The following is a 25,359-nucleotide window of genomic DNA, read 5'->3' as shown; positions in this document are numbered from 1 at the left end:
AGAAAACCAGTATGAACGCCCCCCTGAGAGACAAGTCGTTTTTCGACCAGCGCGCGTCCAGCGACATGGCGAAGCATCTGCCGAGCCAGTCGCGCACGACGCAAGAAACCATGGCCTATGCCTGCCGGATCCTGGCCATGACGGAGCAGGAAGCGGGCCTGGCAGGCCAGATCAGTGTCCGTTCCGAACGGCCGGGCGCTTACTGGACCCTGCGTTTCGGCCTCGGCTTCGACGAAGCCACGCCTGCCGACTTTATCGAGGTCGATCGCGATCTCAATACGCTGAGCGGCGGCGGCATGGCCAATCCGGCAACGCGTTTCCACCTGTGGGTCTACGACGCCCGGCCAGACGTCAACGCCATCATCCACACCCATTCGCCCTGGGCCAGCGCCCTCGCTGCCGCGCGCCAGCCCCTGGTCATCGCGCAGATGGACATGACCCCGTTGCACAACGACTGCGCGTTCCTCGGGGACTGGCCCGGAGTTCCGATTGCAGACCAGGAAGGCGTGATCATCTCGCAGGCGCTGGGTGACAAGCGGGCGATCATCCTCGCGCACCACGGCTACCTGACCGCAGGCAAGACGTGCGAAGAGGCGACCTATCTGTCCGTCTACCTCGAACGCGCTGCCCGCATGCAAATCCGCGCACAGGCTTTCGGTCCGCTCACGCCGGTCAATGAAGACCTGGCGAGGGAGGCTCACGACTACCTGCTGAAGCCGTCCATCGTCAACTCCACGTTCTCGTACTGGGCCCGCCAGACGCATGGCATCGCGCCGTACGTCAAGCCATGACGCGCGGGCAGCTCACATCAGACAGACAAGGAGACAAGACGATGACCTCGCAACAAGGCATGCGCTCGCGCCGCCACTACATCACGGCCGGCCTGGCCAGCATGATGGGCACGACGATCGAATGGTATGACTTCTTCCTCTATGGAACCGCGGCAGCCCTGATCTTCAACAAGATCTTCTTTCCCTCGTTCGATCCCCTGACAGGCACCCTGGCGGCCTTCGCCACCTACTCGGTCGGCTTCTTTGCGCGCCCGCTGGGAGGTATTGTCTTTGGCCATTTTGGCGATCGCGTCGGACGCAAGTCCATGCTGCTGATTACGCTGTTCATGATGGGGATCCCGACCATCCTCATTGGCCTGATCCCTTCCTATGACAGCATCGGCTACTGGGCCGCGGTCGCGCTCGTGCTGCTTCGTTTCCTGCAGGGCGTCGCCGTCGGGGGCGAGTGGGGTGGTGCGGTGCTGATGGCGGTCGAGCACGCACCCGAAGGCAAGAAGGGCTTTTTTGGCAGCCTGCCGCAGGCAGGGGTGGCGCCGGGTCTGATCCTGTCATCGCTGGCGATGGGTATGGTCGCAACCTTGCCGGAGCAGGACATGCTGACGTGGGGATGGCGCATGCCGTTCCTGGCAAGTGTGGTCCTGCTCGCGGTAGGCTGGTTCATCCGGGCAAAAGTGAGCGAGTCTCCGGACTTCGAGCAGATGAAAAAGTTTGGCGAGAAGGTCGAGATGCCGGCCCTGGTGGTGTTGCGCCGCTATCCGCGCCAGGTCCTGACCGTGGTTGGTGGTCGTCTGGCGGAAGTCACATGGTTCTACACCGTTGTGACCTTTGCCCTGGCATATGCCACGGGAACGCTCGGCATACCCAAGACCGTCATGCTCGAGGCCACGGTCTGGGGCGCTGCCGTCGCGATGTTCACCATGCCCCTGTTCGGGATCCTGGGTGACCGCTTCGGCTTCAAATGGGTATTCATGGCCGGCACGTTGGGGATCCTGGTCTTTGCGCCGCAGTTCTTCGCCCTGCTGCAGACGCTCGACGCGGGCAATATCACGATTGCCGTGGCCGTCGCAATCGGTCTCGTCTACGCCTGCCTTTACGGACCGGAAGGCAGCCTGTTCTCCGCGCAGTTTCCGCCCGAGGTTCGCTATAGCGGCATCTCGATCGCGGTTCAGGTTTCCGGCGCGATCGGCGGGGGCCTGGCGCCCATCGTGGCCACGTCCCTGTTGAATCATGGCGGTGGCGATCCCTCGTACATCGTCTGGTACCTGGGTGCACTTAGCGTGATCGCCTTTGTCAGTACGGCACTGATGCGCGATGTGAACGGGGCCCGGCATGCGGTCCCGCTGGCAAAGGTGGAGCGGGTATGAACGCCGGTGCGCATATCGACTACTACTTCTGGCTCAATTCCGACTGGGCGTACCTCGGCGCCGACAGGCTGGATGCGCTGGCACGCCGCACTGGGGTGGAAATCCGGCACAAGCCCGTCGATCTTCCCGAGGTGTATGCGCGCACGGGAGGCGTGCTGCTGGGGCAGCGTTCAGCGGAGCGACAGCACTATCGGATTGTCGAGCTGGAACGATGGTGCAGGAAGCTGGGGATCTACGTGAACCCCACGCCCAGGTACATGTGTCCGGACGCGGAGCTCGCCTCTCGTATCGTGATCGCTGCCGATGAGCTGGGCTTGCCCGTGCTTGCGCTGTACAAGGCAATTCTCCGCGCCGAATGGTGCGAGGACCTGGACATCTCTGCCGAGCCGACGCTGCAAGCCATCCTTGAGCGCCTCGGTCTGGATGGCAGCGGCGTCATGGAGCTGGCGCGCGCCAGGGAAACCGGGATGCGCTACCAGCGCTACACCGATGAGGCCGTCGGCGCAGGTGTGTTCGGATCGCCCGCCTATGTGTTCGAAGGCGAGTTGTTCTGGGGGCAGGACCGGCTCGACATGCTCGAGGAGGCGATCCGCGCACGCAGGCCCGCGCGGACCGGATAAGCGGCCAGGCGGCCACGCGGCCGGCGCGCGACCCTTTACGCGTTCGGCGGCTCAGCGACCCGCAGCACCAGCTTGCTCCCCGCCCGGCCCGACTGCACCAGGTCGAGCGCGCGCCCGGCCTGCTCCAGCGGCAGGCATTCGATGCGCGGCGGCCGCAGGCGCCCGCTGTGCAGCAGCGCTGCGATTTCGCCCAGCCGGGCGCCGCTTGGCATCTTGCTGAACGCAACCGCGGTGCGCAGGCCGCGCCGCGCGGCTTCGGCGTGGTCCGGGCCGGCGTCGCCGCCGACCAGGGTCAGGATGGCCACGAGGATGCCGCCTGGCCTGAGCAGGTCCAGCCCCATCGGCAGGGTGCCGCAGCCTACTGTGTCGAGCACCAGGTCCACGCCGGCCGGCGCCCAGGCCCACACGGCGGCGCCGATATCGCTGGCACGGTAGTCGATGGCCAGATCGCAGCCGAGCGCCATCAGTGCGTCGCGGCGCGCCGCGCTGCAGGTGGCGGCGACGCTTGCGCCGGCGGCCTTGGCCAGTTGCACGGCGAAGGTGCCGACCGCCCCCGCGCCGCCATGCACCAGCACGGTCTGGCCCGCCTTGAGTCCGCCGTCGTCGAAGAGCCCGGTCCAGGCCGCCAGCGCCGGCGTCGGGACCGCCGCGGCTTCTTCGAATGCCAGGTGGTCGGGAATCGGCACCACGCAATCCTGGCCGACGGCAACGTATTCCGCATACGCTCCCCATTGGCCGGCGCCGACCCCGGTTTGCGCGAACACGCGCTGTCCGCGCGCGAAGCCGGTGACGCCGGCTCCCACCGCGGCCACCACCCCGCTGGCATCGAAGCCGAGCACGAAGGGAAAGCGGGTTTGCATGAACGGGCTCAGATAACCCTCGCGGCACTTCCAGTCAGCGGGATTCACGCCGGCGCAGGCGACGCGGATCAGGACTTCGCCGGCAGCCGGTTTTGGCGTTGCGACCTCTCCGAGCCGGATGACATCGGACCCGCCGTGACGGTCGATCAGGACCGCGCGCATGTTTTCTTCCATGTGGCTTACCTCGCTGACTGTTCGGGCTGGCTCAGTGGCCAGCGTGCCGTCTTCCCCGGCGTGGCCGATGCGCCGTGCGCTCGCCACCACCAGCGCGCCTTCGGCGGCGAAGCGCTGCGCGATGGCACGGCCGATGCCGCGGCTGGCGCCGGTCACCAGCGCAATCTTTCCTGTCAGTTTCCCGGCTCCGGTCATGGCGCGGTGTCCTCGTTAGGGTTGGGGTCGGCAATCAGGCTGGCCGACAGCGGGCAGAAGGCATGGCAGATCGCCTCGACCGTCCATTGCGGATGCTCCGGGTCGAACCAGCGGTCGACCCGTGCCCAATGGAACGGGTGCATCAGGTATTCGCCGAGCAGATCGTCCGCACTGGCGAACTCCTGCTGCCACACATGGGTCCACGTGCCCGGCGACACCACGCGCGCCAGCCGCCAGTTGCGGATGCCGGGCATGTAAGCCGGCATCCGCAGCAGATCCTGCTCCAGGCCGTGGACCTGCCAGGGCGGCGCATCGGGGCGGACGCGGAACATCAGCGTGCGCCAGATGCCCTGGCGCAGTTGCGGCGCCCGCAGTCCGCCCGCGATCGCGCGATAGGCGACGTGATCGACCGATGCGATGCCGTCCAGCGCCGCAGCAAGGCCGGCGGTATCGGCATGCGCCGCGGACGAGTCGGGCTTGCATTGCAGGTCGAGCGTGTAATCGCCGGCGCCCCAGCTTCCCGGCAGGTTGCGGCCGAGCGCCACCCGATGCAGGCCGGGCAGCCTCTCGACGCGATCGAGCAGGGCTTGCTCCGGCGCGTCCATCCCGGCGGAAGTACCGGTGTGCAAGCGCAGTTGCGCAGTCTCAAGGCGCATCGCAGGGCTCCTTCGGCTTGGGCAGCTCGCTGGTCGCTGCGGCCATCACATGGCGGCGGCGGGATTCGATCAGGGAGCCGACTGCCGACCAGAAGGCCAGGGCGGGGCCGTCAATGCCGGCGCGCATGGCGTAGTAGGCAGGCGCATCCGGCACTTGCCACAGCAGCCACAGCGTATTGGGCGCATCCTCCAGCGCCACGGGCGGCGAAACCCAGCGCTGCACCAGCGCCAGGTCCCGGGCGGCGCTGCCGGGCAAGTACTGGCCTTCCAGCAGCTCAAGCACGGCGGGCAGGTTGCCCGGCGCGAGCACGATTTCATCGAGTATGTGGATCATGTCTGGGTGGCGTCATCTCATGGGTTGTCCCGTATAGGCATGGCGTTGCGCGCATGGCAACCTCCATGGCCCGGACGGTACGCAACTGCGCGCGCCAGGGAAGTGCCGGGATGATTATGGGAGGCCCGTCGGCAACGGACCCCTACCCGGACGATCAAGCACCGCTACCGAAGCCATCAGGACCAGCGCCCATGAACGCCCACATGAACGCCCACCTCCCGGGGAGTCCCGTCCCTGTTCCGCACGGCATGGTGCAGCGCCTGCTGGACGAGCTGAAGCGGCAGGGCGTCGCGCTGCCGGACGCCGGTGCCGAACCGTCGCGGCCCGCACAGTTCACCGCGCTCTATCGCGCCGCGATCGAGCGGCTCGAGGCGCTGGTCGCCAAAGGCGACGGCCACCCGCCCATGTGCAAGCAGGAAGTGGATCTGCTGTGCCGGTGCGTGTTGAGTTGCCCGACGCTGCGGGATGCGATCCGCTGCGCGGCCGATTTTTGCGCGATGCTGTATCCGCGCGCCGGCGCGCTTAGTCTTGAGGAGCGCGCGGGCCAAGCGGTGTTTCACATGGATTCGCGGCGGCGTGTGCAATCCTCGGCGGCGTGCCTGGTGGACCTGACCGGGCTTTTTTTCTACCTGCTGCTGTTCGGCTGGCTGGTGGGCCAGCCGATACGCCCGAGCCGTGTCAGCCTCGCGCATCCGCGGCGCGAGGATGCCTTGCCTTTCCTCGGCCTGTTCCATGCCCCGGTGACGTCCGGCAACCCGGCCTACGGCTTCGAGTTCGACCGGGCGATGCTCGACTGGCCGGTGGTGCGTCAGGCGGCGGAGCTCGAGGCTTTCCTGAAGGATCTGCCGTACCGGCTGGTCGGGGCGCCGCTCGAGGTGGTCTCGCTGAGCCAGCAAGTGCGCGGCACGCTGCACGCGGCGCTGGTGCATGGCGCCAGGCTGCCGACGCTGGCCGAACTGGCAGTCCGCTTCGATGTCAGCGAACCGACGCTGCGCCGCCGGCTCGCGGCGGACGGCAGCAGCTACCGGCAATTGCGCGAACACAGCCTGCAGGAGTACGCCGAACAATGCTTGCGCACCACCCGCTGGAGCGTGGGAAGGATTGCCGAGCAACTCGGCTTTGCCAGCGAGGAAGCATTCCGCCGGGCCTTCCAGCGCTGGACCGGACACGCGCCGACGCAGTTCCGGCGCGCCAGCCAGGGTCAGGCCACACGGTAAGCCCACGGCACTGCGGTAATTCGTGCAAGGCGCCGGCGGCAATATGTGCAAAGCCGGCCGGCACGGCGGCACGCGCCGCTGCTCGCATGCGACGGGGCGAAGCCGGTGACACCGATGGCATGACGCTTGCTGCCTCCGTTCAATTCCCCGGAACGTGACCCAGCGGAGGCGCCCCATGGCCCTGGAAGACGCGCTTGCTCCCCCGGCACCCCATGCCGGCGCACTGCAACAGATCCCCACCACGCTGCACATCAACGGCATCACCCACGCGCTGGTGCTGGCTCCCTGGGTGATCCTGCTGGACCTGCTGCGCGAGCAGCTGCAGCTCACCGGCACCAAGAAGGGCTGCGACCACGGCCAATGCGGCGCGTGCACGGTGCTGATCGGTGGCAAGCGCATGAAGTCCTGCCTGTGCCTGGCGGTGTCCTATGACGGCGCCGACATCACCACCGTGGAAGGGCTGGCCGACCGCGACAGCGGCGCGCTGCATCCGCTGCAGCAGGCCTTTATCGACCACGACGCGTTCCAGTGCGGCTATTGCACGCCGGGGCAGCTGTGCTCGGCATTGGGCCTGCTGAACGAGCATCCCCCGGCGAGCCGGCAGGAGATCCGCGAACGCATGAGCGGCAACCTGTGCCGTTGCGGGGCGTATGCGCAGATCGTCGAAGCGATTGCCGAAGTCGCCGGGCTGACCGACCGCGACCAGGAGCCGTCATGAATCCGTTCCGCTATGAGCGCGCGACCACGGTGGAAGCCGCGCTGCAGTCGATCGCCGCGGCGCAGCAGGCCGCGGGCGTGCATAGCCTTGGCGAGGACCGTGCGCCGCACTTCCTGGCCGCCGGCACCAACCTGATCGACCTGGTAAAGGGCGGCATGATGCATCCGGCCGCGCTGGTCGACGTCAGGCAGCTGCCGCTGCGGATGATCGAGGCGACGGCCGAAGGCGGGCTCAGGCTCGGTGCGCTGGCCAGCAACGCCGATACCGCGCAGCATCCGCTGGTGCGCGGCCAGTATCCGCTGCTGCGCGCGGCGATCCTGGCCGGGGCCTCGGCGCAGATCCGCAATATGGCGACCAACGGCGGCAACCTGCTGCAACGCACGCGCTGCTATTACTTCTACGATCCGGGCGTGCCCTGCAACAAGCGCGAGCCCGGCAGCGGCTGCCCTGCCGCGACCGGGCTGGCGCGCCAGCATGCCATCCTCGGCGCGAGCGAACATTGCATCGCGACCCATCCGTCCGACATGTGCGTGGCACTGGCGGCGCTGGGGGCGGTGGTGCACGTGGCGTCGGCCAGCGGACGCCGCGAGATTCCGTTTCATGAGTTCCATCGCCTGCCGGAAGATCGGCCACACATCGACACCACGCTGCGCCCGGACGAACTGGTCACCCACATCGTGCTGCCGCCGGCCGGCGAATTCGCGCGCCATGCCTGTTACCTGAAGCTGCGCGAGCGCGCCTCGTTTGCGTTCGCGCTGGTGTCGGTGGCGGCCGCGCTGGACCTGGCCGACGACGGCACCGTGCGCGCCGCGCGGCTTGCGCTGGGCGGCGTGGCCCACAAGCCGTGGCGCGATCCCGAGGCCGAGGCGCAGCTGCAGGGCCGGACCGCCACGGCCGAGCACTTTGCCTCGGCGGCCCGCTTTCTGCTGCGCGATGCGCGCGCCTGGGGCGGCCCGGCCGTGCCCGAAAGCCTGCCTGGCAACAGCTTCAAGATCGCGCTGGCCGAGCGCGCCATCGTGCGCGCGCTGGAAATGGCGGTCGCCGGCGTGCTCAGCAATACCGGCGAAGTTGCCTTCAGCGAGGAGGAGCTGCCATGACCGATCCGATCCCGCAATGTACGCCGCGCGCGCGGCCCGGCACGGGGCCGGTCGGCATCGGCACGCCGGTCTCGCGTCTCGACGGCGTCGCCAAGGTCACCGGCACGGCGCGCTATGCCGCCGAGCATCCGGCCTTCGACCTCGCGCACGGAGTGGTGGTGAACAGCACCATTGCGCGCGGGCGCATCGTGTCGATCGATTGCAGCGCCGCGCTGGCGGTGCCGGGCGTGCTGGACGTGCTGACCCATGAACGCCGCCCGCGCGTGCGTTCGCTCGACCTGTTCTACAAGGACATGGTCGCCCCCGCCGGTTCGCCGTTCAAGCCGCTGCACGATGCACGCATCTGGTATAGCGGCCAGCCGGTCGCGCTGGTGGTGGCCGAGACCTTCGAGGCGGCGCGGCATGCCGCCACGCTGGTGCGCGTGCGGTACCAGGCATGGCCGCACCAGACCAGCCTGCTGGACCACCTGGGCCGCGCCGGCAAGCCGATGCGCTTCAAGGCAGGCTATTCCGGCCCGCCCAGGCCGCGCGGCGATGCCGACGCCGCCTTCGCGCGCGCGCCTTGCAAGGTCGACGCCGAGTTCTACAGCGGCGTGGAACACCACAACCCGATGGAGATGCACGCCACCACGGTGGTCCGCGGCGGCGACGGCCACCTGACCATCTACGACAAGACCCAGGGCTCGCAGAATTCGCGCTGGATGGTGTCGCGCGTGTTCGGGCTGCCCAAACGCAAGGTCACGGTGCGCAATGAATATGTGGGCGGCGCGTTCGGCTCGGGGCTGCGGCCGCAGTACCAGCTGATCCTGGCGGTGATGGCGTCGCTGGCGCTGGAGCGCTCGGTGCGCGTGGTGCTGACGCGCCCGCAGATGTTTACGTTCTGCCACCGGCCCGAAACCTGGCAGCGCGTGCGGCTGGGCGCCGAGGCCGATGGCAGGCTGGTAAGCCTGATCCACGAAGCCGTGGCCGAGACCTCGCGCATGGAGCACTACGTCGAGGTGGTGGTCAACTGGTCCACGCAGCTCTATGCGTCGGAGAACAGCCGGCAGGACTACAAGCTGGTCGACCTCGACCAGCCCACGCCGGCCGACATGCGCGCGCCGGGCGCCGCGCACGGCGTGCATGGGATCGAGGTCGCGATGGATGAGTTGTCCTATGCGGTGGGAATGGATCCGCTGGCGCTGCGGCTCCGGAACTACGCCGAGCGCGATGGGGCCAGCGGCCTGCCGTTCTCGAGCAAGGCACTGCGGGAATGCTACGAGCAGGGCGCGCAACGGTTCGGCTGGGCCAGCCGGCCGCCGCAGCCGCGTTCGATGCGCGCTGGCCACGAGCTGATCGGCTGGGGCATGGCCAGCGGCACCTGGGATGCGCTGCAGATGTTCAGCCGCGCCCGCGCGGTATTCCGCGCCGACGGCAGGCTCGAGGTAGCGTGCGCCGCCACCGACATCGGCACCGGCACGCTGACGGTGATGAGCCAGATTGCCGCCGCGTCGCTGGGCCTGCCGCTGGAGCAGGTGAGCTTCGTGCTGGGCGATTCGGACCTGCCGGTGGCGCCGGTGGAAGGGGGCTCGGCGCACGTGGCCACGGTCGGCACGGCGGTCGACGGCGTATGCGACAAGCTGCGCCGGATGCTGTGGCACATGGCGCGGCGCATGCAGGGTTCCGGCTTCGAGCGCGCCCGCTACGAGGAGCTGGTGTTCAACAACGGCACCGTGAGCCTGCGCGCGCGCCCGGACATGTCATTGCCGCTGGCCGGCATCCTGGAGGCGGCGCGGCGTGAGCAGATCGAGGCATCGTTCCTGCAGTTGCCCAATCTGTTCAAGCAGAAGCAGTACACGCGCGCCGCGCACTCGGCGGTGTTCTGCGAGGTCCGCGTCGACGAGGCGCTGGGCACCGTGCGCGTCACGCGCGTGGTCAGCGCGGTGGCGGCGGGCCGCATCATCAACCCGAAGACCGCGCGCAGCCAGATCCTGGGCGGCATGGTGTGGGGCATCGGCCAGGCGCTGCACGAGGAAACGCACAGCGACCATGCGCTCGGCCGCTTCATGAACCGCAATATTGCCGAGTACCACATCGCCTCGCACGCCGACATCCAGGACCTCGACGTGATCTTTGTCGACGAGGACGACCGCGTGGTCAGCAGCCTGGGCGCCAAGGGCGTGGGCGAAATCGGGCTGGTGGGCGTTGCCGCCGCGATCAGCAATGCCATCTACCACGCCACCGGCAGGCGGCTGCGCAGCACGCCGATGACGCCGGACAAGGTCATGGCGCGCTGATCCGGCCGGCCGCCGTCAGCGCCGCTGCGCCAGCCAGATCCCGGCGGCGATCGCGGCCAGCCCGACGCCGTGGTACCAGCGCGGCCAGTCGCCCAGCAGCACCGTCGACAGCAGCGCGGCGAAGACCGGCGTCAGCGTGATGAAGAACACCGGCAACTGCGCGCCGGCGCGCGCGATGGCGCGGTCCCAGGCAAAGTAGGCCAGCAGCGACGGGATGGTCGCGACATAGAGCAGGATGCCCGCGACCTTGCCGTTCCATTGCAGCGGCTGCGCCAGCGTCAGCAGTTCCCATGCCGTCACCGGCGCGCTGGCCAGCACGCCGGTGACGATCTGTGCGAACAGCAGCACCGGCAGGGGCAGCGCGGGACGCTGCTTGCGCAGCAGCCAGGTGTAGGCGCTCCAGGCGATGGTGGCCGCCAGCATGTACAGGTCGCCCGGCACCAGGTCCAGTTGCGCCAGCCGCGCCAGTTCGCCGCGCACCAGCACGAAGGTCACGCCGACCATGCACAGCAGCGCGCCGGCGACATGCCAGGGCCGGACCCGTTCGCCGAAGCACAGCGCGCCGATCACGATCAGAAACAGCGGCGTGGACGCGCCGATCAGCGTCACGTTGATCGGCGTCGAGCTGGTCAGCGCCAGGTACTGCAGCGCGTTATAGCTGGCGATCGACAGGATGCCCATGGCGGTGATCACGCCCGCGTGCCGGCGCAGCAGCGCGCGGTGCTCGACCACGCCGCGCCAGGCAAACGGCGCCAGCAGCATGCCGGCCAGCACCCAGCGCGCCCAGTTCAGCGTGACCGGCGGTATGGTGCCGGCGGCAAGCCGGCCGACGATGGCGTTGCCGGCCCAGCTCAGCGGGGGAAAGGTCAGCAGGAACAGGGTGGTCCAGTCGAGGCGTCGGGTGCTGGGGCTGCTGGCGGGCATGGGGCGAGGTGGATGGGGGGATGGCGCATTATCCGCGATGGCGATGCTTCAGGTGCCGCTTCGCGGCGCGGGCACTCACCGGCCCGGGCGCGCCGCGCGCGCCAGCGGCAGCGTCGCCAGCCGCCCGGTGACGACCTCGCGGATGGCTCGCGGTGCGTCGAGTTCGTCCAGCAGGCGCGGCCAGCGGGCATGCGCCAGCGCCACCGCTTCCCTGACCGCGGCGGTGGCGATGCGGCGCGGCACGCCGGCTTGCTCGGCGATCGACTCGTACGTGGCCAGGGTTTCCTCGCGCTGCAGCCTGTCGATGGCGACGTTCTGGCCGTACGAGGCAAAGCCGGGCAGCGCGGCGACGCAGACGATGTCATACGCGGGCGACAGCACCGGCAGCACGCCATTGGGGTAGATCACCGAGAAGTTCTTCAGGTGCGCGTCGCTGTTGCCGATCAGCGTATTGACCGCCTGGCGCAGGAAGAACTGCCGCACATGCTCGACCCCGCTCGGGCTCAGGCGGTACAGCGTGGCAACCAGCTGCACGTAGCCGTCGATGCTGGCGTACTTCCTGGCCGGCATCCGGCCCAGCATCTGGCAGCCGTCCTCGGCATGCACGCGCCCGCCCGGGGTGCGGTCGAAGCGGTCGACCGCAAGGTAGTGCAGATGCTCGCCCAGGGCCTCGGCCAGCCCCTCCACCGCGATGGTCGACACCGGCAAGACCCGCGTGGCCGCGACATGCACGCCGGCGGCGGCGGCCAGCTGCATCGAGACCGATTCGTTGAACACCTGCGCGTCGTCGTTCCGGGCCGGCAGCTTGGCGATGATGTCGGACAGCCTGCCGTGGCTCGGCAGCGTGTAGCGCTTGCCGTCCTGCACCGTCGACAGCGCCAGCTTGTTCTGCACGCCGGAGACCGACGCCGCCCCTTGCGTGGCGCCTTCGACCACGGCGATCTCCAGGTTGTCGGCGCCGCCGGTCACGCCGTAGGCGCGGGCGTAGGCGGGCAGGGCGCCGATGTCCGCCGGCCGGACCACGACGGCTCCTGGCAGGTCATTGCCGGCCGAGGCCAGGATGCCGAAGTCGTCCTTGTCTTCGGGATGGCTGCGCGTGGCCTCCAGCCGCTTGCGCAGTTCGCCTTCGGGCAGCAGCCCGGCAAAGTAGGGCGGCAGTTCATGGCCGGTGCTGTAGACCGCGGGATGGAAGGGGTTGTCCAGCACCTCGGCGGTGGCCCGGCGGCCGGCTTCGGTCGGCACGGTGATCGACAGGCTCAGCGTAGGGCGGTCGGTGTCGCCGCGGAATTCATCGGCGGGAACGAAGCGGACATTGCCGCCGGCCTCGCACAGGTAGCCGCACAACCGGTCATATAGCCGAACCTCCAGGAAACGGGGATGCAGGGCGTAGCTCATTCCTGATCCAGGAAGATATCGAGCGCGGCGCGGGCGCTGCGGTCGGGGCCGCTGCCCTTGCCTTCCAGTACCTGACGGACTTCGGCAAGCCGCTCGTTGGGAACCAGCACCCACTGCGCGTCCAGCGCGGCTGCCAGCGCTTCCAGCGTGGAAGCGCGGCTGTCCTTCTTGCCGAGCAGGATGGCCGACAGGTTTTGCGCCGCCATGCCGAGAATCCGGCCGAGGTCGCCCAGGCTCTTGCCCCGGGCTTCCCGCAATTGTCGGCATTGGGAGATTAATGACATGGCATTAGTCAGCTGAAAAAATCATTCTTTCGCATGATACCTTCCCTGGCCGGCTTCGTGTTCATCATTCGATAGAAGCTTTTTTTGTAAGAAAGCATTCTATGGAATGATAGGGCACGGCAGCTACGGTGGCCAAGGACATGCGTGCGAGACGGCGCCGGCGTGTCGTCGGGACATGCCGCTGGTGCCTCTGCAGCCACCTCTCTCGTTATCGCTTGCCTTGCCGTCGATACTGTATAAATATACAGTCATCGTAAATATCCTAAATCCTCGCCGCTGCTGGCGAGCGACGCCAACTTCACATGACTGCGCCATTGCACGCAGCCCCGCCAAGGGCGGCGGAGGGTCTGCTTTTCCCTGCGCCGGCGGCTTCCGAACCTGCCTGGCCTGCCGCGGCCGAGCGCCAGCAGGCGCTGTCAGCGCTTGAGCAGCGCTATCCCGGGTTGTGGCGGGCCGGCCAGCTGGGCCGCGCCGGCGCGGCCGCGGTGTGCCCGACCGGCTACGACGCGCTGTCGGCGGAACTGCCCGGCGGCGGCTGGCCGGCCGGCGGCCTGACCGAACTGCTGACCACGCAGGGCGGCGCGGGGGAAATGCGCCTGCTGCTGCCGGCCCTGCGCACGCTGGCCGGGGCGGGGCGGCGCATTGCGCTGGTGGCGCCGCCTTACCTGCCCAATGCGATGGGGCTGGCCGCGGCCGGGCTGCCGGCGCGGCAGTGCTACTGGGTGCGTGCTCCGGCCGAAGCGGCCAGGGCCGCGCAGCAGGCCGACATGCTGTGGGCCGCCGAGCAGCTGCTGCGCAGCCAGGCCTTCGGCGGCGTGCTGGTGTGGCTGCCCGCGGCGCGTCCCGAGGCGCTGCGGCGGCTGCAGGTGCTGGCGCAGGCCGGCGACGCGGTGGCATGGGCGCTGCGCCCGGCGGCGGCGCTGCGCGAGTCGTCGCCCGCGGTGCTGCGGCTGCTGCTGGCGCCGCTGCCCGGCAACGTGCTGTCGATCACCTTCCACAAGCGCCGCGGGCCGGTGCGGGACACGCCGCTGCTGCTGCGCCTGGACGGCATGGCGGCGGCCACGCGCGCGGCCGCCTGGCCGGTCCCGGCAGGCGCGCCTGCGCCGGCGCCGGCCGGGCCTGAACCGCTGGCGCAGTCTTCTCAGCTTTCTTCCGATGCCGTACTGGATCGCGGTGCACCTGCCGCGCCTGCCCCTGGACGCCCTGCAGCCCAACTGGCCTGAGCTGGCGCCCGCCGAGAGCGTGTCCGCCGCCACCCTGCACCATGCGCTGCCGGTGGCGGTGATGGCGCGCGAGCAGGTGGTGCTGGCCAATGGCCCGGCCATGCAGCTGGGTGTGCGCTATGGCATGCGCCGCGGCGGCGTGCAGGCACTGTCGGCCGATATCGTGCAGCTGGAGCGCGACCCGGCCGCCGAAGCCGCGCTGATGGAAGCGGTGGCGCTGGCCCTGCTGCGTTTCACGCCGGCCGTGACCGTCGACGAGGAGCCGGAGTCGGCCACCGTCATGCTCGATGTCAGCGCCAGCCTGCGCCTGTTCGGCGGCCACCGTGCGCTGTGCCGCGCGGTGCGTGCCTGCGTGCGCCAGCTCGGCACCATTGCCCAGGTGGGGGCCGGGCCCACCGCGCACGGCGCCGCATGGCTGGCGCGCCAGCCGCTGCGGCGCACGCGCCGCGGCGTGGTGCGGCCCGGCCGCCGGGCGGTGGGCATGGCGCGCCTGCACCGGCTGCTGGACCGCCTGCCGGTGGAGGCGCTGCAGACGCTGGCCGATCCGGCCTGGCTGGACGGCATCGGCTGCCGCACGCTGGGCGAGGTGCGGCGCCTGCCGCGCGCGGGCCTGACGCGCCGGCTGGGCCCGGCGCTGCTGGCTCGGCTGGACCAGGCCTATGGCGAGGCGCCGGCGCGCTTTATCTGGTTTGTGGCGCCGCCCGCGTTTGCACAGCGCATGGACCTGCCGGGCCGCATCGAATCCGCCGAAGCCGTGCTGGCCGGCGCGCAGCGGCTGCTGCTGGCGCTGGCGGGCTGGCTGGCGGCGCAGCAGGCCGGCGTGACGCGCTGCGTGCTGGTGCTGGAGCACGAGCGCTACCGGCGCGGCGCCGCGACCGAAGGCACCCCGGTGCCACTGGGCTTGGCCCAGCCCAGCCGCGATCCCGCGCACCTGTCGCGGCTGCTGCGCGAAAAGCTCGACAAGCTCAGCTTCCATGCCCCGGTGACCGGGCTGGCGCTGCGGGTGGAAGCCATGGCCGCCTGCGTGCCGCAAAGCGATGCGCTGTTCCCCGAACCCGGCGGCACGCCGGAAGACCTGGGCCGCCTGCTCGATACGCTGATGGCGCGGCTGGGCCGCGACAACGTGCTGCAGCCGCGGCCGCTGGCCGACCACCGGCCCGAGCGCGCCAACCGCTGGTGCCCGGTCGACGAGCCCGGCGGCAAGCCCGCCAGCCTGCCGCAGCCGCAGCCGCAGCCGCAGCCGGAGCGCCCGCTGTGGCTGCTGCCGCAACCGCTGCCGCTGCCGGTGCAGGGCCACCGGCCTTGCCACGGCGGCCCGCTGGCGCTGCTGAGCCGGCCCGAGCGCATCGAGGCCGGCTGGTGGGACGGGGCGCTGGCCACGCGCGACTACTTTATCGCCGAGCGCGCCGACGGCCTGCGCTGCTGGATCTTCCGCGAGCGTCCGGGCCATGCGGCGCAGGACGATGGCGGCGAGTATCGCTGGTTCCTGCATGGGTTGTTCGCATGAGCGCGCCGCCTTTGCCCCCCGCGTGGCCGGCGTCCTTGCCGGGTTTGCTGCCGGCGCTGCCGGATTACGTGGAGCTGCACTGCATCTCCAACTTCACCTTCCTGACCGGCGCCTCGCACCCGGGCGAGCTGATCGAGCGCGCCTTCGGCCTGGGCTACAGCGGGCTGGCGCTGACCGATGAATGCTCGGTGGCCGGCACCGCGCGCGCGCACGATGCCATCGAGACGCTGCGCAAGCGCCTGCACGACGCGGTGGCGCGCAGCGCTGCATGCGGGGTGGGGGGCGGCGCGGAGGGCGTCGCTCAAGGCGTCGATGAACCGCTGCTGGACGACGGCGATGCCTTCGGCACCGGCGATGACGATCCCGACTTCCTTGCCAACCGCCACCGGCGGCTGCAGGCGCTGGCCCGCGCCGCCGATGCGTTCGCGCTGCTGATCGGCAGCCGCTTCAGCCTGACCCCGGCCGATGGTTCGGCGCAGGCGCCGCTGCGGCTGGTGCTGATCGCGCAGCATCGCGAGGGCTTCGGCAACCTGAGCGAGCTGATCACGCTGGGCCGCCGGCGCGCGCAGAAGGGCAGCTACCGGCTGCATCCCGAAGACCTCGCCGCGCCGGCCGGCGACGTCGCCCACCTGCGCGGCATGCCCGGCTGCGTGGCGCTGCTGCTGCCCGACTACTGCGCCGAGCCTGAGCGGCTGCTGGCGCAGGCCGAGTGGTGCCGCGCCGTGTTCGGCGAGCGTGCCTGGATCGCGCTGGAACAACTGCAGGGCCATGCCGATGCCCTGCACCGCGCGCGCCTGGAAGCGGTCTCGGCCCGGACCGGCGTGCCGCTGGCCGCGGCCGGCGCGGTCACCATGCACGTGCGCTCGCGCAAGCCGCTGTCCGACGTGCTGACCGCGATCCGGCTGGGCCAGCCGCTGGCCGAATGCGGCATGGCGCTGGCGCCCAATGCCGAGCAGCATTTGCGCATGCGCCAGGTGCTGTCGCGCCTGTATCCGCGCGAGGCGCTGGCGCAGACGCTGAAGATTGCCCAGAGCTGCGATTTCTCGCTGGGCACGCTGCGTTACGAGTACCCCGAGGAACTGGTGCCGCCCGGCGAGACCCCGATCTCCTACCTGCGCAAGGAAGTCGAGCGCGGCAAGCGCGAGCGCTTTCCCAACGGCCTCAAGCCAGAGTGGGACAAGCAGCTGGAAGAAGAGCTCGAACTGATCGAGGAAAAGCACTACGAGCCGTTCTTCCTCACGGTGCACGACATCGTGCGCTTTGCGCGCTCGCGCGGCATCCTGTGCCAGGGGCGCGGCTCCGCCGCCAATTCGCTGGTGTGCTTCTGCCTCTATGTGACCGAGGTCAGCCCAGAGCAGGCCAACCTGCTGTTCGGCCGCTTCCTGTCGCGCGAGCGCGATGAGCCGCCCGACATCGACGTGGATTTCGAGCACCAGCGGCGCGAAGAGGTGATCCAGTACATCTACGACAAATACGGCCGCCATCGCGCCGCGCTGGCGGCGTCGCTGATCACCTACCGTTCGCGCAGCGCCCTGCGCGACGTGGGCCGTGCGCTGGGCATCGACGCCAGCGTGGTCGAGCAGGTGGTCAAGGGCCAGGCATGGTGGGACGGCGGCCCGGGCTTTGTCGACAAGATCGCCCGCTACGGGCTCGATCCCGAGTCCCCGGCGGTGCAGCAGTGGGCCAGCCTGACCGCGCAGCTGCGCGGCTTTCCGCGCCATCTGTCGCAGCATGTGGGCGGTTTCGTGATTGCGCGGCACAAGCTGTCGCGGCTGGTGCCGATCGAGAACGCGGCCATGGCCGACCGCAGCGTGATCCAGTGGGACAAGGACGACCTGGAGTCGCTGGGCCTGCTCAAGGTCGACGTGCTGGCGCTGGGCATGCTGTCGGCGATCCGGCGCGCGCTGGAGATGATCCCCAATCCCAGCCGCGACCCGGCGCGCGCGGGGCTGCCGGCGCGCATGGAAGACATCCCGAAGGAAGACACGCAGACCTACGACATGATCTGCAAGGCCGACACCATCGGCGTGTTCCAGATCGAGTCGCGCGCGCAGCAATCGATGCTGCCGCGGCTGCAGCCGCGCGAGTACTACGACCTGGTGGTGGAGGTGGCCATCGTGCGGCCGGGCCCGATCCAGGGCGGCATGGTCCATCCGTACCTGAAGCGGCGCGAGGCCTTCCGCCGCACGCGCAAGCCGCCGGTCTACTTCAACGCGGTGATCGAGAAGGTGCTGGGGCGCACGCTGGGCGTGCCGATCTTCCAGGAGCAGGTGATGCAGCTGGCCATCGACGCGGCGGGTTTTTCGCCCGGGCAAGCCGACCAGCTGCGCCGCTCGATGGCGGCGTGGCGGCGGCGCGGCGACCTGCGCCAGCACCAGGACGCGCTGGTGCGCGCGCTGACCGGCAACGGCTATCCGGAATCCTTTGCGCTGGCGATCTGCAAGCAGATCGAGGGGTTTGGCGAATATGGCTTCCCCGAAAGCCATGCCGCCAGCTTCGCCAAGCTGGTGTACGTGAGTTCGTGGCTCAAGTGCCACCATCCGGCGGCCTTCCTGTGCGCGCTGCTGAACAGCCAGCCGATGGGCTTCTATTCGCCCTCGCAGCTGGTGCAGGACGCGCGCCGCCATGGTGTGCAGGTGCTGCCGGTGGATGTCACCATCAGCCGCTGGGACAGCACGCTGGAGCCGGCGCCGGAGTCCGATACGGCCAGCACCCGGCAAGACCAGCCGCCGCATCCGCGCGTGCGCCTGGGCCTGGGCCGGGTCAAGGGCATGCGCGAAGCCGCCGCGCTGCGCATCGAGGCCGCGCGCGCGCAGCGTGCCTTCGACAGCGTCGAAGACCTGGCCCTGCGCGCCGGCCTGGACCGCCACGACATCGACGTGCTGGCCGCCGCCGACGCGCTGGCGCCGCTCGCCGGCAACCGCCGCCAGGCCCGCTGGCAGGCACGCGCCGCGGCAGCGCATGCCGCGCACCGCGACCTGCTGTACCAAGCGCCGCCCGCCGAAGCCGCGCTGGCGCTGCCCGCGCCGCGCCTGGGCGAAGACGTGACCGCGGACTATGCCAGCCTGGGCCTGTCGCTCAAGTCGCACCCGCTGGCGCTGCTGCGGCACAAGCTGGCGGCGATGCGCTTTGCCACCGCCAGCCAGCTCGAACGCTGCGCCAACGGCCGCCGCGTGCGCGCCTGCGGCATCGTCACCGTGCGCCAGCGCCCGTCCACCGCCAGCGGCACCATCTTCGCCACCATCGAGGACGAGACCGGCAGCATCAACCTGATCCTGTGGCCAGACCTGGTCGAGCGCCAGCGCAAGGAGGTGCTGGGGGCCACGCTGCTGGGCGTGGTCGGCACCTGGCAGCGCCAGGGCGACGTGCGCCACCTGGTGGCCAAGGAGCTGGTGGACCTGAGTCCGATGCTGGGACGGTTGCTGGTGGGGAGCCGGGATTTTCATTGAATTACCGGCCGCCTCGTTGCCGCTGGCCAGGTCGCGGAAGCTGCTTTCCGCTTTCCTGCTTCTTCAGGCAACGGTACGTGCTGCGCGCCGGTTTTGACCAAAGACAAATGCCCGTGCGCCGGCGGACACGGGGCATTTTTTCATGGTGCGGCATTAGTGCTGCAGGTCTACACTGGCTCCGCTTTTTTTTAAAAGAAATCCAGATGCGGCAGAAGACTTAGTTGTATCAAGTCTTTTTCGATTTATGAAGACTGTTACGTTCTTGTTGATATTTGGTCTTGCAGGATGCGTCGCGCAAACACCGGCAGACCAGCTGTCACCCCGCTCCCCGACAGTACGCCTGTGCAACGGGAACGCCTGTGCCGAACAGGATCGCCGTGCCGCGACACCGCAGGATGCATCCGCGGATGCCGACCAGCGCATGCAGGCTTTGGCAGCGGTGGCTCAGCGCGATCCGAACGCCGCTTACGACCTGGGCTTGCGGCTGCTGCGCGGCGACGGCGTCGAGCGCAATAGCTATCAGGCCCTCCAATGGCTGCGCAAGGCCGGAGATAACGGCCATATGCAGGCCCAGCTGGCGCTTGGGCGAATCTACCTGATGGGGTTTGAGGAAATGGGCTCGGACCCTGCGGAAGCCGAGGCGTGGCTGACACGCGCGGCAGCGCAAGGCAGCAAGGAAGCCCGCGACCTGATTCCAAAAGCGCAAGCCGCCAAGGTGGACGAACAGAGCCTGTACCAGGTGCGCGAAGCCTATCGCAAGTCTTGGATGACGTGGTACGGCAGTTATCCGTATTACTGGGTATGGGGCCCTGCCGGCTGGCATCCCCGCTAGGCCCCTGTCTCTTTATTACTTACGTCAACAGGAACGCATTCTCATGCCGAAGAAGACTTCTCTGCGCGTGGCCGGCTTGGCCACATCCCTGGTACTGGCCGGTTGTGCCGCGGGAGGGGGCATCCTCAGCACCGGCACCGCGTCGACGGCCGCCACCGGCGCCGCGGGCGGGGCGACCAGCGTGAATGCCAATGCCGCGCTGGAGCGCTGCGACAAGCCGCTGGGCACGCTTGCCGTGGATGATGGCCGGGGCAAGGAATGGTATGCGAGCTTTGGCGCGGCCACCAAGGTCACGACCATCGAGCCGCTGATCCGGCTGGCCGTGCAGCAATCGAACTGCTTCGTGATCACCTCGATCGGCAATAACAGCACCGAAAGCAAGCTGTCGAACATTACCGACAAGCAGCGCAATTCCGGCGAGTTCCGCGCCGGTTCACGTCAGCACAAGGGACAGCGCGTAGCGGCCGACTACTACATGGAGCCTTCCATCGTCATCGATAACGACTCCACGGGTCAGTTGGCCGCCGGTGTAGGCGGGCTGTTCGGCACGGTCGGCGCGCTCGTCGGTGGCGCCATGCAAAGCAAGGCATCGGTCGTGACCCTGACCATGTTCGACATCCGCTCCGGCGTGCAGCTGTCCATCTCGGAAGGCAACTCCACGGCAACCAACGTCGGGGCCGCGTTCAGCGCACTGGGCGGCGGCGCGGCCGGCGGGCTCTCGGGCTTCTCCCGCACGCCCGAAGGCAAGGCCACCGTGGCGGCATTCATGGATGCCTACAACAACATGGTGGTGTCGCTGCGCAACTATAAGGCCCAGGAAGTCAAGGGCGGGCTCGGTCGTGGCGGCCAACTCAAGGTGGGCTCGTAGGACACAGCGGGCGTGCGCCGCGGCCCCATGCTTGCCTTGCGCAACAGTCCCAGGCTCCCGGCCCGGCGCATGGCTAACGTTGTTGTTCACGCAACTGTCATCAAGCGCGGTTAAGGTAGCGTCCGTCCACCACGGATGACACCGGGCGCTGCGCCCGGCGCGCGCCACCTACATCGGCGCTGCCTGCGCATGCGCCGCGCCAGCCTCACCGGGCTGCTCGCAGTATCTGCCTGCCGCGCGGGCATGCCACGCCCGCATTCCTGAACCGACTCGACACACCACCGACATGAAATCCCGCCTGTTCGCCGCGGCCTTGCTCGCCGCCACGGCGAGTCCTGCCTTCGCCCTCAACATCCTGCTGACCAATGATGACGGCCTGACCAGCAACCTGAGGGCGCTGTACGACGCCCTCAAGGGCGCCGGCCACAACGTCATCGTCAGCGTACCCTGCACCGGCCAGAGCGGCCGTGGCGCCGGCATCGTGATGTACAGCACCACGGTCATCGTGGCGGACAACGACAAGACCCAGGTCGAGGCCGAAGGCGGTTGCCACAACGGCGCGGCGAAGACGGGGGAGCCCGCGGTGGGGCCCTTCACCAAGCCGGGCTACACCAACGGCGATTACCACTACGCCCATGGCACGCCGGTGATGGCGACCATGTACGGCCTGGACGTGCTGGCGCCGGCACGCTGGGGCAAGGCCCCGGACCTGGTGCTGTCCGGTCCCAACGAAGGCCAGAACGTCGGCCGCATCGTCAACAGTTCCGGCACCGTCAGCAATGCGCAGTTCGGCGCCGCGCGCGGCATTCCGTCGATCGCGCTGAGCGCGGGCACGGATTCGGTCGACAATGCCGGACTGGCGAGCCCGGTGTCCGGCGTGGTGGCGCAACTGACCATCAAGCTGGTCAATACGCTGCAGGCCAAGGCCAATGGCGGCCCGCTGCTGCCGGCGGGGCTGGCGCTGAACGTCAACTTCCCGAACGCGCCGACGTCCGCCACGCCGTTCGCGTTCTCGCGGCATGGCACCTTCGATGCCTATGCGCTGAAGTTCAGCGGCACGGCGCCGTACGGGCTCGGCATCGGCGCCGGCAGCGGCACGCCGACCGCCGCGCAGGCCGAGGACGAGTCCGTCGTCTACAAGACCAAGACCGCCGTCACTGCCATGCAGATCGGCTTCGACCAGCGTCCCGCCGGCCAGCAATGGCTGCGCCTGCGGCTGGGTGAACTGTTCGGCCAGTGAGGCAGGTCCCGATGAAACGCCTCATTTCCCTGTTTCCCCTGGCCGCCGTGCTCGGGCTCGCCGCCTGCGGCGGCAATGACGCGCCTGAGAGCAACTCACCGCCTGCCACCGCCACCTTGTCGGTCACCGACCTGGATCCCGGCGCCTACGTCGTCAGCGTGGGCGATGCCGGCAATCCCACCGTCGGCAAGTACTACGCCGGCACGGACGGCAGCCGCTACCTGGCCCTGGCCGATGCCGAGGACAAGGCCACTGCGATCTACCGCCGCGACAGGAACGGCAGCTGGGTCGCCGCACCAGGCGTGGACGTGTCTGCCAGCGTCAAGCTGCTGTCCCGGGCAGCGGTGCCCGCAGCGAGCATCGATCCCGCCAGCGTGGCCGGTACTTACACCACGGTGCTGCCCACGGGCGCCAGCGCCAGCTTTACGGTGACGGCGGAGGGCAAGATCGCACCGGGCGCTTCGGCGTGCCAGCTATCGGGAACGCTCGCCGCACAGGCCATGCCGAACACGCTGAACCTGAAGCTGTCGACGTCGGCGTGCGGCACGCTGCCCGCCAGCGCCACCGGCGTGCTGGCCATCGACGCCGACTACCAGCCGGCCGCGTTCCGCCTGATCGCCGACGATGGCGGCCGCGTGGCGGACCTGTGGGCGTATCGCGACTGAGCGGTGCAGCCTGGCGTGCTAGCGCATGGCCAGGCTGCCGGCCAGCATTTGCTGCTCTGCGGAGAGTTCGCGAATGGCCTGGTTCAGCGTCGCGGTGGTGGTGGTGATGGCCGCGCCCAGGCTGGAAATTTCCTGTTGCAGCACCGCGATGCGGACGCGCTTCTGGTCCGGCGTGCCGGTGGTGGCGTGCTTGGCTGCCTCCAGCTCCTGCAGCTTGCGCGCCAGCTGCGCGCGCAGTTCCCGCAGGCGCTTGATGGCGTCCTTGGCCTGATCGGGCAGGCCGCTGTCGTCGACGTCGCTGTTGTCGCGCACCGGCGCGGCCTGGTCGCCGCCAGCCAGCGCCTGGCCGGGCGCTGAAATATGGATCTCGGTACTGGCCGCCGGCCGGGTACGAATTCCCGGTGCTTCGCTGGCGCTTTCGCTGGTGGATGCGGCCGGTGCCGCGGGCGCGTCCATCGACGCCGCAGCCGATGCCTGGGCTGCAATCGGTTCGATCATTGTCACGGTGGTACTTCTCCTGGTTCGCCGACGATCGGCACTTCGTCCTAGGGATCTGCCGGCTCCAGGTGGATATCGGCTGTTTCGAGCGCCGGCTTGAGCTTGCCGCACGGCCATTGCGCCGCGGAAACCGCTGAGTTGATGCCGGAAACCGATGTAGAGACGCGCTGAAACGTTGACGCACAGCCCGGTTTTTTCAAGACAGGCACGATGACGCGCCGATAGCGCGCCACCCTGTACGCACGGCTTCCGTCGGGCAGAAGCCTTCTTTCTTGAAACGTGAATTCACTTCGCCCTGACGGGCAACTTATCGTCACTCGACGCCGCGCCAGGACCACCTCGCACAAGCACGGCGCGGCCGTAACAGGAGACGACGATGAAGCAGGCTTTCAATGGACTGTGGCTGGCGCTTGGTGCTGCCCTCATGGCGGCCCCCGGCGCAGCGGCGGCGGCATATCCCGACAAGCCGATCCGGCTGATCGTGCCGGCGGCCGCGGGCGGTACGACCGATATCGCCTCGCGCCTGGTCGGCAAGCGCATGGGCGAGGTGCTCGGCCAGCCGGTGGTGGTGGAAAACCGCGCCGGCGGAGGCGGCATCATCGGCGCGCAGGCGCTCAGGCAGTCCGCCCCGGACGGCCACACCCTGATGATGGGAAACATCGGGCCGAATGCCATCAATTACAGCCTGTACCGGCAACTGCCTTACCGCGCCGAGGATTTTGCGCCGATCACCATGGTGGTGTCGGTGCCCAATGTGCTGGTGGTCAATGCCAGCGTGCCGGCCCGTACCGTGGCCGAACTGGTCGCGCTGGCCAGGGCGCAGCCTGGCAAGTATTCCTTTGCCTCCTCGGGCACCGGCCAGTCGGTCCACCTCTCCGGCGAGCTGTTCCGCAAGCGCACGGGCACGGACCTCATCCATGTTCCCTACAAGGGCGCGGCGCCGGCCGTGGCCGACCTGGTGGCGGGACAGGTCACCATGATGGTGGACAACCTCCCCAGTTCGCTGCCGCATATCCGCTCGGGCAAGCTGCGCGCGCTGGCTGTGACCAGCGCCAGCAGGGTGCCCGAGTTGCCTGATGTCCCCACTATGCAGGAAGCGGGTGTGAATGACTTCCAGGTGACCGCATGGTTCGGCCTGGTGGCACCGGCCGGCACGCCGCGGGCGGTGATCGAGCGGCTGCAGAAGACCGTCGCCGGCATCCTGGACGAGCCCGAGGTCAGGGCCAGGCTGGCGGAGTTGGGCGGTATGCCGGGCGGCGATACGCCCGCCCACTTCAGCAGCTTTATCCAGAGCGAGCGCGAGCGCTGGGCGCGCGTGGTCAAGGACACGGGTATTCCGCAGCAATGAGGGCCGGATTCCCGACGCGCTGCGCGTTCGCTATTCGACCTCGCCGCTGTCGGTATCGCTGACCTGGGCGTCCCGCTCATGGCGCATCGCCGCCGCCGCGAGCGTGGTGGCCGCAGCCGGAGCGGCTTCCTTGCGCTCGCTGTAGCGATCCGTCAGGTATGCGCTGCGATCGCGCACGAGCAGCGTGAACTTGAACAGCTCCTCCATGACGTCGACCACCCGGTCATAGTAAGAGGAGGGCTTCATGCGGCCATTTGCATCGAACTCCTGGTAGGCCTTGGCAACCGACGACTGGTTGGGGATGGTCACCATCCGCATCCAGCGTCCGAGCACGCGCAGTGCGTTGACGGCATTGAACGATTGCGAGCCTCCGCAAACCTGCATGACGGCCAGCGTGCGCCCCTGGGTGGGACGAATGCCGCCCATTTCCAGCGGCAGCCAGTCGATCTGGTTCTTGAAGACAGCCGTCAGCGTGCCGTGACGCTCGGGGCTGCACCACACCTGGCCCTCGGACCACTCCGAGAGCTTGCGCAGTTCGACCACCTTGGGATGGTCGGCGGCAACGCTGTCGCACACCGGCAGGCCATGCGGGTCAAACACGCGGGTCTGCGCACCGAAGTGCCGCAGGATCCGTTCGGCTTCCTGGACCAGCAGGCGGCTGTACGACGTTTCGCGCAGGGAGCCGTAGAGCAACAGGATGCGCGGCGGGTGGGTACTGACGCGCGCCGGTTCCAGCTTATGGAGGTCCGGAGTGTCGAGCACTTCCGGCACGATGTTGGGCATATCCTTGATCATGGCGGTGAAGGTAGATCGTGACGGGCAAC

23 protein-coding genes are annotated in these 25,359 nt (G+C 69.0%); 15 read left to right on the top strand and 8 right to left on the bottom strand.

All coding sequences use genetic code 11. The features are described from left to right. Positions 1 to 11: 11 nt before the first annotated feature. The 3 genes from LIN44_RS19480 to LIN44_RS19470 are packed head-to-tail and all read left to right on the top strand — an operon-like array spanning position 12 to position 2,775. A complete protein-coding gene (locus tag LIN44_RS19480; RefSeq protein ID WP_227315899.1) occupies positions 12 to 791 on the top strand; it encodes an aldolase in 780 nt (259 codons plus the stop codon). A 41-nt stretch (positions 792 to 832) separates the two neighbouring features. Next, positions 833 to 2,155 (top strand): MFS transporter, encoded by a 1,323-nt coding sequence (locus LIN44_RS19475; RefSeq protein ID WP_227315898.1) that lies wholly within the window; start codon positions 833 to 835, stop codon positions 2,153 to 2,155. Further along, positions 2,152 to 2,775: a 2-hydroxychromene-2-carboxylate isomerase gene (locus tag LIN44_RS19470; RefSeq protein WP_227315897.1), complete on the top strand. Its 624-nt coding sequence runs from the start codon at positions 2,152 to 2,154 to the stop codon at positions 2,773 to 2,775. The genes LIN44_RS19475 and LIN44_RS19470 overlap by 4 nt, the downstream gene beginning before the upstream one ends. A 35-nt stretch (positions 2,776 to 2,810) precedes the next feature. Here the strand turns inward: LIN44_RS19470 and LIN44_RS19465 are convergent, their stop codons facing one another. The 3 genes from LIN44_RS19465 to LIN44_RS19450 are packed head-to-tail and all read right to left on the bottom strand — an operon-like array spanning position 2,811 to position 4,994. Further along, entirely contained in the window at positions 2,811 to 4,004 is a 1,194-nt protein-coding gene (locus LIN44_RS19465; RefSeq protein ID WP_304524194.1) for an SDR family NAD(P)-dependent oxidoreductase, read from the bottom strand. Beyond that, positions 4,001 to 4,660: a Dabb family protein gene (locus tag LIN44_RS19455; protein ID WP_227315896.1), complete on the bottom strand. Its 660-nt coding sequence runs from the start codon at positions 4,658 to 4,660 to the stop codon at positions 4,001 to 4,003. Before LIN44_RS19455 ends, LIN44_RS19465 begins: the two co-directional genes overlap by 4 nt. After that, complete coding sequence (locus tag LIN44_RS19450; RefSeq protein WP_227315895.1) at positions 4,650 to 4,994, bottom strand: hypothetical protein; 345 nt, start codon at positions 4,992 to 4,994, stop codon at positions 4,650 to 4,652. Before LIN44_RS19450 ends, LIN44_RS19455 begins: the two co-directional genes overlap by 11 nt. Positions 4,995 to 5,242: 248 nt before the next feature. On the opposite strand from LIN44_RS19450, the gene LIN44_RS19445 reads away from it, so the two are divergent. The 4 genes from LIN44_RS19445 to LIN44_RS19430 all read left to right on the top strand — a co-directional run bounded on the left by LIN44_RS19445 (position 5,243) and on the right by LIN44_RS19430 (position 10,302). Further along, positions 5,243 to 6,211, top strand: coding sequence for an AraC family transcriptional regulator (locus LIN44_RS19445; RefSeq protein ID WP_227316375.1), 969 nt, complete (start codon positions 5,243 to 5,245; stop codon positions 6,209 to 6,211). A gap of 175 nt (positions 6,212 to 6,386) precedes the next feature. Continuing rightward, a complete protein-coding gene (locus tag LIN44_RS19440; protein WP_227315894.1) occupies positions 6,387 to 6,929 on the top strand; it encodes a (2Fe-2S)-binding protein in 543 nt (180 codons plus the stop codon). After that, a complete protein-coding gene (locus LIN44_RS19435; protein ID WP_227315893.1) occupies positions 6,926 to 8,026 on the top strand; it encodes a xanthine dehydrogenase family protein subunit M in 1,101 nt (366 codons plus the stop codon). Before LIN44_RS19440 ends, LIN44_RS19435 begins: the two co-directional genes overlap by 4 nt. Further along, complete coding sequence (locus LIN44_RS19430; protein ID WP_227315892.1) at positions 8,023 to 10,302, top strand: xanthine dehydrogenase family protein molybdopterin-binding subunit; 2,280 nt, start codon at positions 8,023 to 8,025, stop codon at positions 10,300 to 10,302. Before LIN44_RS19435 ends, LIN44_RS19430 begins: the two co-directional genes overlap by 4 nt. 15 nt (positions 10,303 to 10,317) lie before the next feature. Here the strand turns inward: LIN44_RS19430 and LIN44_RS19425 are convergent, their stop codons facing one another. The 3 genes from LIN44_RS19425 to LIN44_RS19415 form a co-directional block, all read right to left on the bottom strand. After that, positions 10,318 to 11,226, bottom strand: coding sequence for a DMT family transporter (locus LIN44_RS19425; protein ID WP_227315891.1), 909 nt, complete (start codon positions 11,224 to 11,226; stop codon positions 10,318 to 10,320). Between the two features lie 75 nt (positions 11,227 to 11,301). Next, complete coding sequence (locus tag LIN44_RS19420; RefSeq protein WP_227315890.1) at positions 11,302 to 12,621, bottom strand: type II toxin-antitoxin system HipA family toxin; 1,320 nt, start codon at positions 12,619 to 12,621, stop codon at positions 11,302 to 11,304. Next, on the bottom strand, positions 12,618 to 12,905 hold the full coding sequence (locus LIN44_RS19415; RefSeq protein ID WP_227315889.1) for a helix-turn-helix domain-containing protein: 288 nt from the start codon (positions 12,903 to 12,905) through the stop codon (positions 12,618 to 12,620). Before LIN44_RS19415 ends, LIN44_RS19420 begins: the two co-directional genes overlap by 4 nt. A 302-nt stretch (positions 12,906 to 13,207) precedes the next feature. Between LIN44_RS19415 and imuA the strand changes: the two genes are divergently transcribed. The 7 genes from imuA to LIN44_RS19380 all read left to right on the top strand — a co-directional run bounded on the left by imuA (position 13,208) and on the right by LIN44_RS19380 (position 22,689). Then, complete coding sequence (gene imuA / locus LIN44_RS19410) at positions 13,208 to 14,128, top strand: translesion DNA synthesis-associated protein ImuA (protein ID WP_227315888.1); 921 nt, start codon at positions 13,208 to 13,210, stop codon at positions 14,126 to 14,128. Beyond that, positions 14,061 to 15,635 (top strand): DNA polymerase Y family protein, encoded by a 1,575-nt coding sequence (locus LIN44_RS19405; RefSeq protein ID WP_227315887.1) that lies wholly within the window; start codon positions 14,061 to 14,063, stop codon positions 15,633 to 15,635. The genes imuA and LIN44_RS19405 overlap by 68 nt, the downstream gene beginning before the upstream one ends. After that, the gene (locus LIN44_RS19400) at positions 15,632 to 19,084 is read left to right on the top strand and encodes an error-prone DNA polymerase (RefSeq protein WP_227315886.1); all 3,453 of its coding nucleotides are present in this window, start codon (positions 15,632 to 15,634) and stop codon (positions 19,082 to 19,084) included. The genes LIN44_RS19405 and LIN44_RS19400 overlap by 4 nt, the downstream gene beginning before the upstream one ends. Before the next feature lie 244 nt (positions 19,085 to 19,328). Further along, on the top strand, positions 19,329 to 19,916 hold the full coding sequence (locus tag LIN44_RS19395; RefSeq protein WP_227315885.1) for a tetratricopeptide repeat protein: 588 nt from the start codon (positions 19,329 to 19,331) through the stop codon (positions 19,914 to 19,916). Between the two features lie 43 nt (positions 19,917 to 19,959). Beyond that, on the top strand, positions 19,960 to 20,784 hold the full coding sequence (locus LIN44_RS19390; protein ID WP_227315884.1) for a hypothetical protein: 825 nt from the start codon (positions 19,960 to 19,962) through the stop codon (positions 20,782 to 20,784). 286 nt (positions 20,785 to 21,070) lie between these two features. Next, the gene (locus LIN44_RS19385) at positions 21,071 to 22,024 is read left to right on the top strand and encodes a 5'/3'-nucleotidase SurE (RefSeq protein WP_227315883.1); all 954 of its coding nucleotides are present in this window, start codon (positions 21,071 to 21,073) and stop codon (positions 22,022 to 22,024) included. Between the two features lie 11 nt (positions 22,025 to 22,035). Then, positions 22,036 to 22,689, top strand: coding sequence for a hypothetical protein (locus LIN44_RS19380; RefSeq protein WP_227315882.1), 654 nt, complete (start codon positions 22,036 to 22,038; stop codon positions 22,687 to 22,689). Positions 22,690 to 22,707: 18 nt separating this feature from the next. Here LIN44_RS19380 and LIN44_RS19375 read toward each other — a convergent pair whose 3' ends face one another. Then, complete coding sequence (locus LIN44_RS19375; RefSeq protein WP_227316374.1) at positions 22,708 to 23,187, bottom strand: hypothetical protein; 480 nt, start codon at positions 23,185 to 23,187, stop codon at positions 22,708 to 22,710. A 376-nt stretch (positions 23,188 to 23,563) separates the two neighbouring features. Here LIN44_RS19375 and LIN44_RS19370 point away from each other — a divergent pair, with 376 nt between their 5' ends. After that, entirely contained in the window at positions 23,564 to 24,535 is a 972-nt protein-coding gene (locus LIN44_RS19370) for a tripartite tricarboxylate transporter substrate binding protein (RefSeq protein ID WP_370641730.1), read from the top strand. Between the two features lie 30 nt (positions 24,536 to 24,565). Here LIN44_RS19370 and arsH read toward each other — a convergent pair whose 3' ends face one another. Beyond that, positions 24,566 to 25,330: an arsenical resistance protein ArsH gene (arsH, locus tag LIN44_RS19365; RefSeq protein WP_227315881.1), complete on the bottom strand. Its 765-nt coding sequence runs from the start codon at positions 25,328 to 25,330 to the stop codon at positions 24,566 to 24,568. Positions 25,331 to 25,359 lie beyond the last annotated feature (29 nt).

Source organism: Cupriavidus sp. MP-37, from assembly GCF_020618415.1.
In the GTDB taxonomy this organism is placed as follows: Bacteria; Pseudomonadota; Gammaproteobacteria; order Burkholderiales; family Burkholderiaceae; genus Cupriavidus.
This window is presented reverse-complemented; position numbering and strand designations above follow the sequence as displayed.

Excerpts from the sequence above, each read along its gene's own strand:
- LIN44_RS19435 (WP_227315893.1), top strand. The coding sequence starts at position 6,926 with ATGAATCCGTTCCGCTATGAGCGCGCGACCACGGTGGAAGCCGCGCTG.
- LIN44_RS19395 (WP_227315885.1), top strand. The coding sequence starts at position 19,329 with ATGAAGACTGTTACGTTCTTGTTGATATTTGGTCTTGCAGGATGCGTC.
- LIN44_RS19480 (WP_227315899.1), top strand. The coding sequence starts at position 12 with ATGAACGCCCCCCTGAGAGACAAGTCGTTTTTCGACCAGCGCGCGTCC.
- LIN44_RS19475 (WP_227315898.1), top strand. The coding sequence starts at position 833 with ATGACCTCGCAACAAGGCATGCGCTCGCGCCGCCACTACATCACGGCC.
- LIN44_RS19420 (WP_227315890.1), bottom strand. The coding sequence starts at position 12,621 with ATGAGCTACGCCCTGCATCCCCGTTTCCTGGAGGTTCGGCTATATGAC.
- LIN44_RS19445 (WP_227316375.1), top strand. The coding sequence starts at position 5,243 with ATGGTGCAGCGCCTGCTGGACGAGCTGAAGCGGCAGGGCGTCGCGCTG.
- LIN44_RS19390 (WP_227315884.1), top strand. The coding sequence starts at position 19,960 with ATGCCGAAGAAGACTTCTCTGCGCGTGGCCGGCTTGGCCACATCCCTG.
- LIN44_RS19465 (WP_304524194.1), bottom strand. The coding sequence starts at position 4,004 with ATGACCGGAGCCGGGAAACTGACAGGAAAGATTGCGCTGGTGACCGGC.
- LIN44_RS19470 (WP_227315897.1), top strand. The coding sequence starts at position 2,152 with ATGAACGCCGGTGCGCATATCGACTACTACTTCTGGCTCAATTCCGAC.
- LIN44_RS19380 (WP_227315882.1), top strand. The coding sequence starts at position 22,036 with ATGAAACGCCTCATTTCCCTGTTTCCCCTGGCCGCCGTGCTCGGGCTC.
- LIN44_RS19430 (WP_227315892.1), top strand. The coding sequence starts at position 8,023 with ATGACCGATCCGATCCCGCAATGTACGCCGCGCGCGCGGCCCGGCACG.
- LIN44_RS19450 (WP_227315895.1), bottom strand. The coding sequence starts at position 4,994 with ATGATCCACATACTCGATGAAATCGTGCTCGCGCCGGGCAACCTGCCC.
- LIN44_RS19425 (WP_227315891.1), bottom strand. The coding sequence starts at position 11,226 with ATGCCCGCCAGCAGCCCCAGCACCCGACGCCTCGACTGGACCACCCTG.
- LIN44_RS19385 (WP_227315883.1), top strand. The coding sequence starts at position 21,071 with ATGAAATCCCGCCTGTTCGCCGCGGCCTTGCTCGCCGCCACGGCGAGT.
- LIN44_RS19405 (WP_227315887.1), top strand. The coding sequence starts at position 14,061 with ATGCCGTACTGGATCGCGGTGCACCTGCCGCGCCTGCCCCTGGACGCC.
- LIN44_RS19415 (WP_227315889.1), bottom strand. The coding sequence starts at position 12,905 with ATGTCATTAATCTCCCAATGCCGACAATTGCGGGAAGCCCGGGGCAAG.
- LIN44_RS19440 (WP_227315894.1), top strand. The coding sequence starts at position 6,387 with ATGGCCCTGGAAGACGCGCTTGCTCCCCCGGCACCCCATGCCGGCGCA.
- LIN44_RS19375 (WP_227316374.1), bottom strand. The coding sequence starts at position 23,187 with ATGATCGAACCGATTGCAGCCCAGGCATCGGCTGCGGCGTCGATGGAC.
- LIN44_RS19370 (WP_370641730.1), top strand. The coding sequence starts at position 23,564 with ATGAAGCAGGCTTTCAATGGACTGTGGCTGGCGCTTGGTGCTGCCCTC.
- arsH (WP_227315881.1), bottom strand. The coding sequence starts at position 25,330 with ATGATCAAGGATATGCCCAACATCGTGCCGGAAGTGCTCGACACTCCG.
- LIN44_RS19400 (WP_227315886.1), top strand. The coding sequence starts at position 15,632 with ATGAGCGCGCCGCCTTTGCCCCCCGCGTGGCCGGCGTCCTTGCCGGGT.
- imuA (WP_227315888.1), top strand. The coding sequence starts at position 13,208 with ATGACTGCGCCATTGCACGCAGCCCCGCCAAGGGCGGCGGAGGGTCTG.
- LIN44_RS19455 (WP_227315896.1), bottom strand. The coding sequence starts at position 4,660 with ATGCGCCTTGAGACTGCGCAACTGCGCTTGCACACCGGTACTTCCGCC.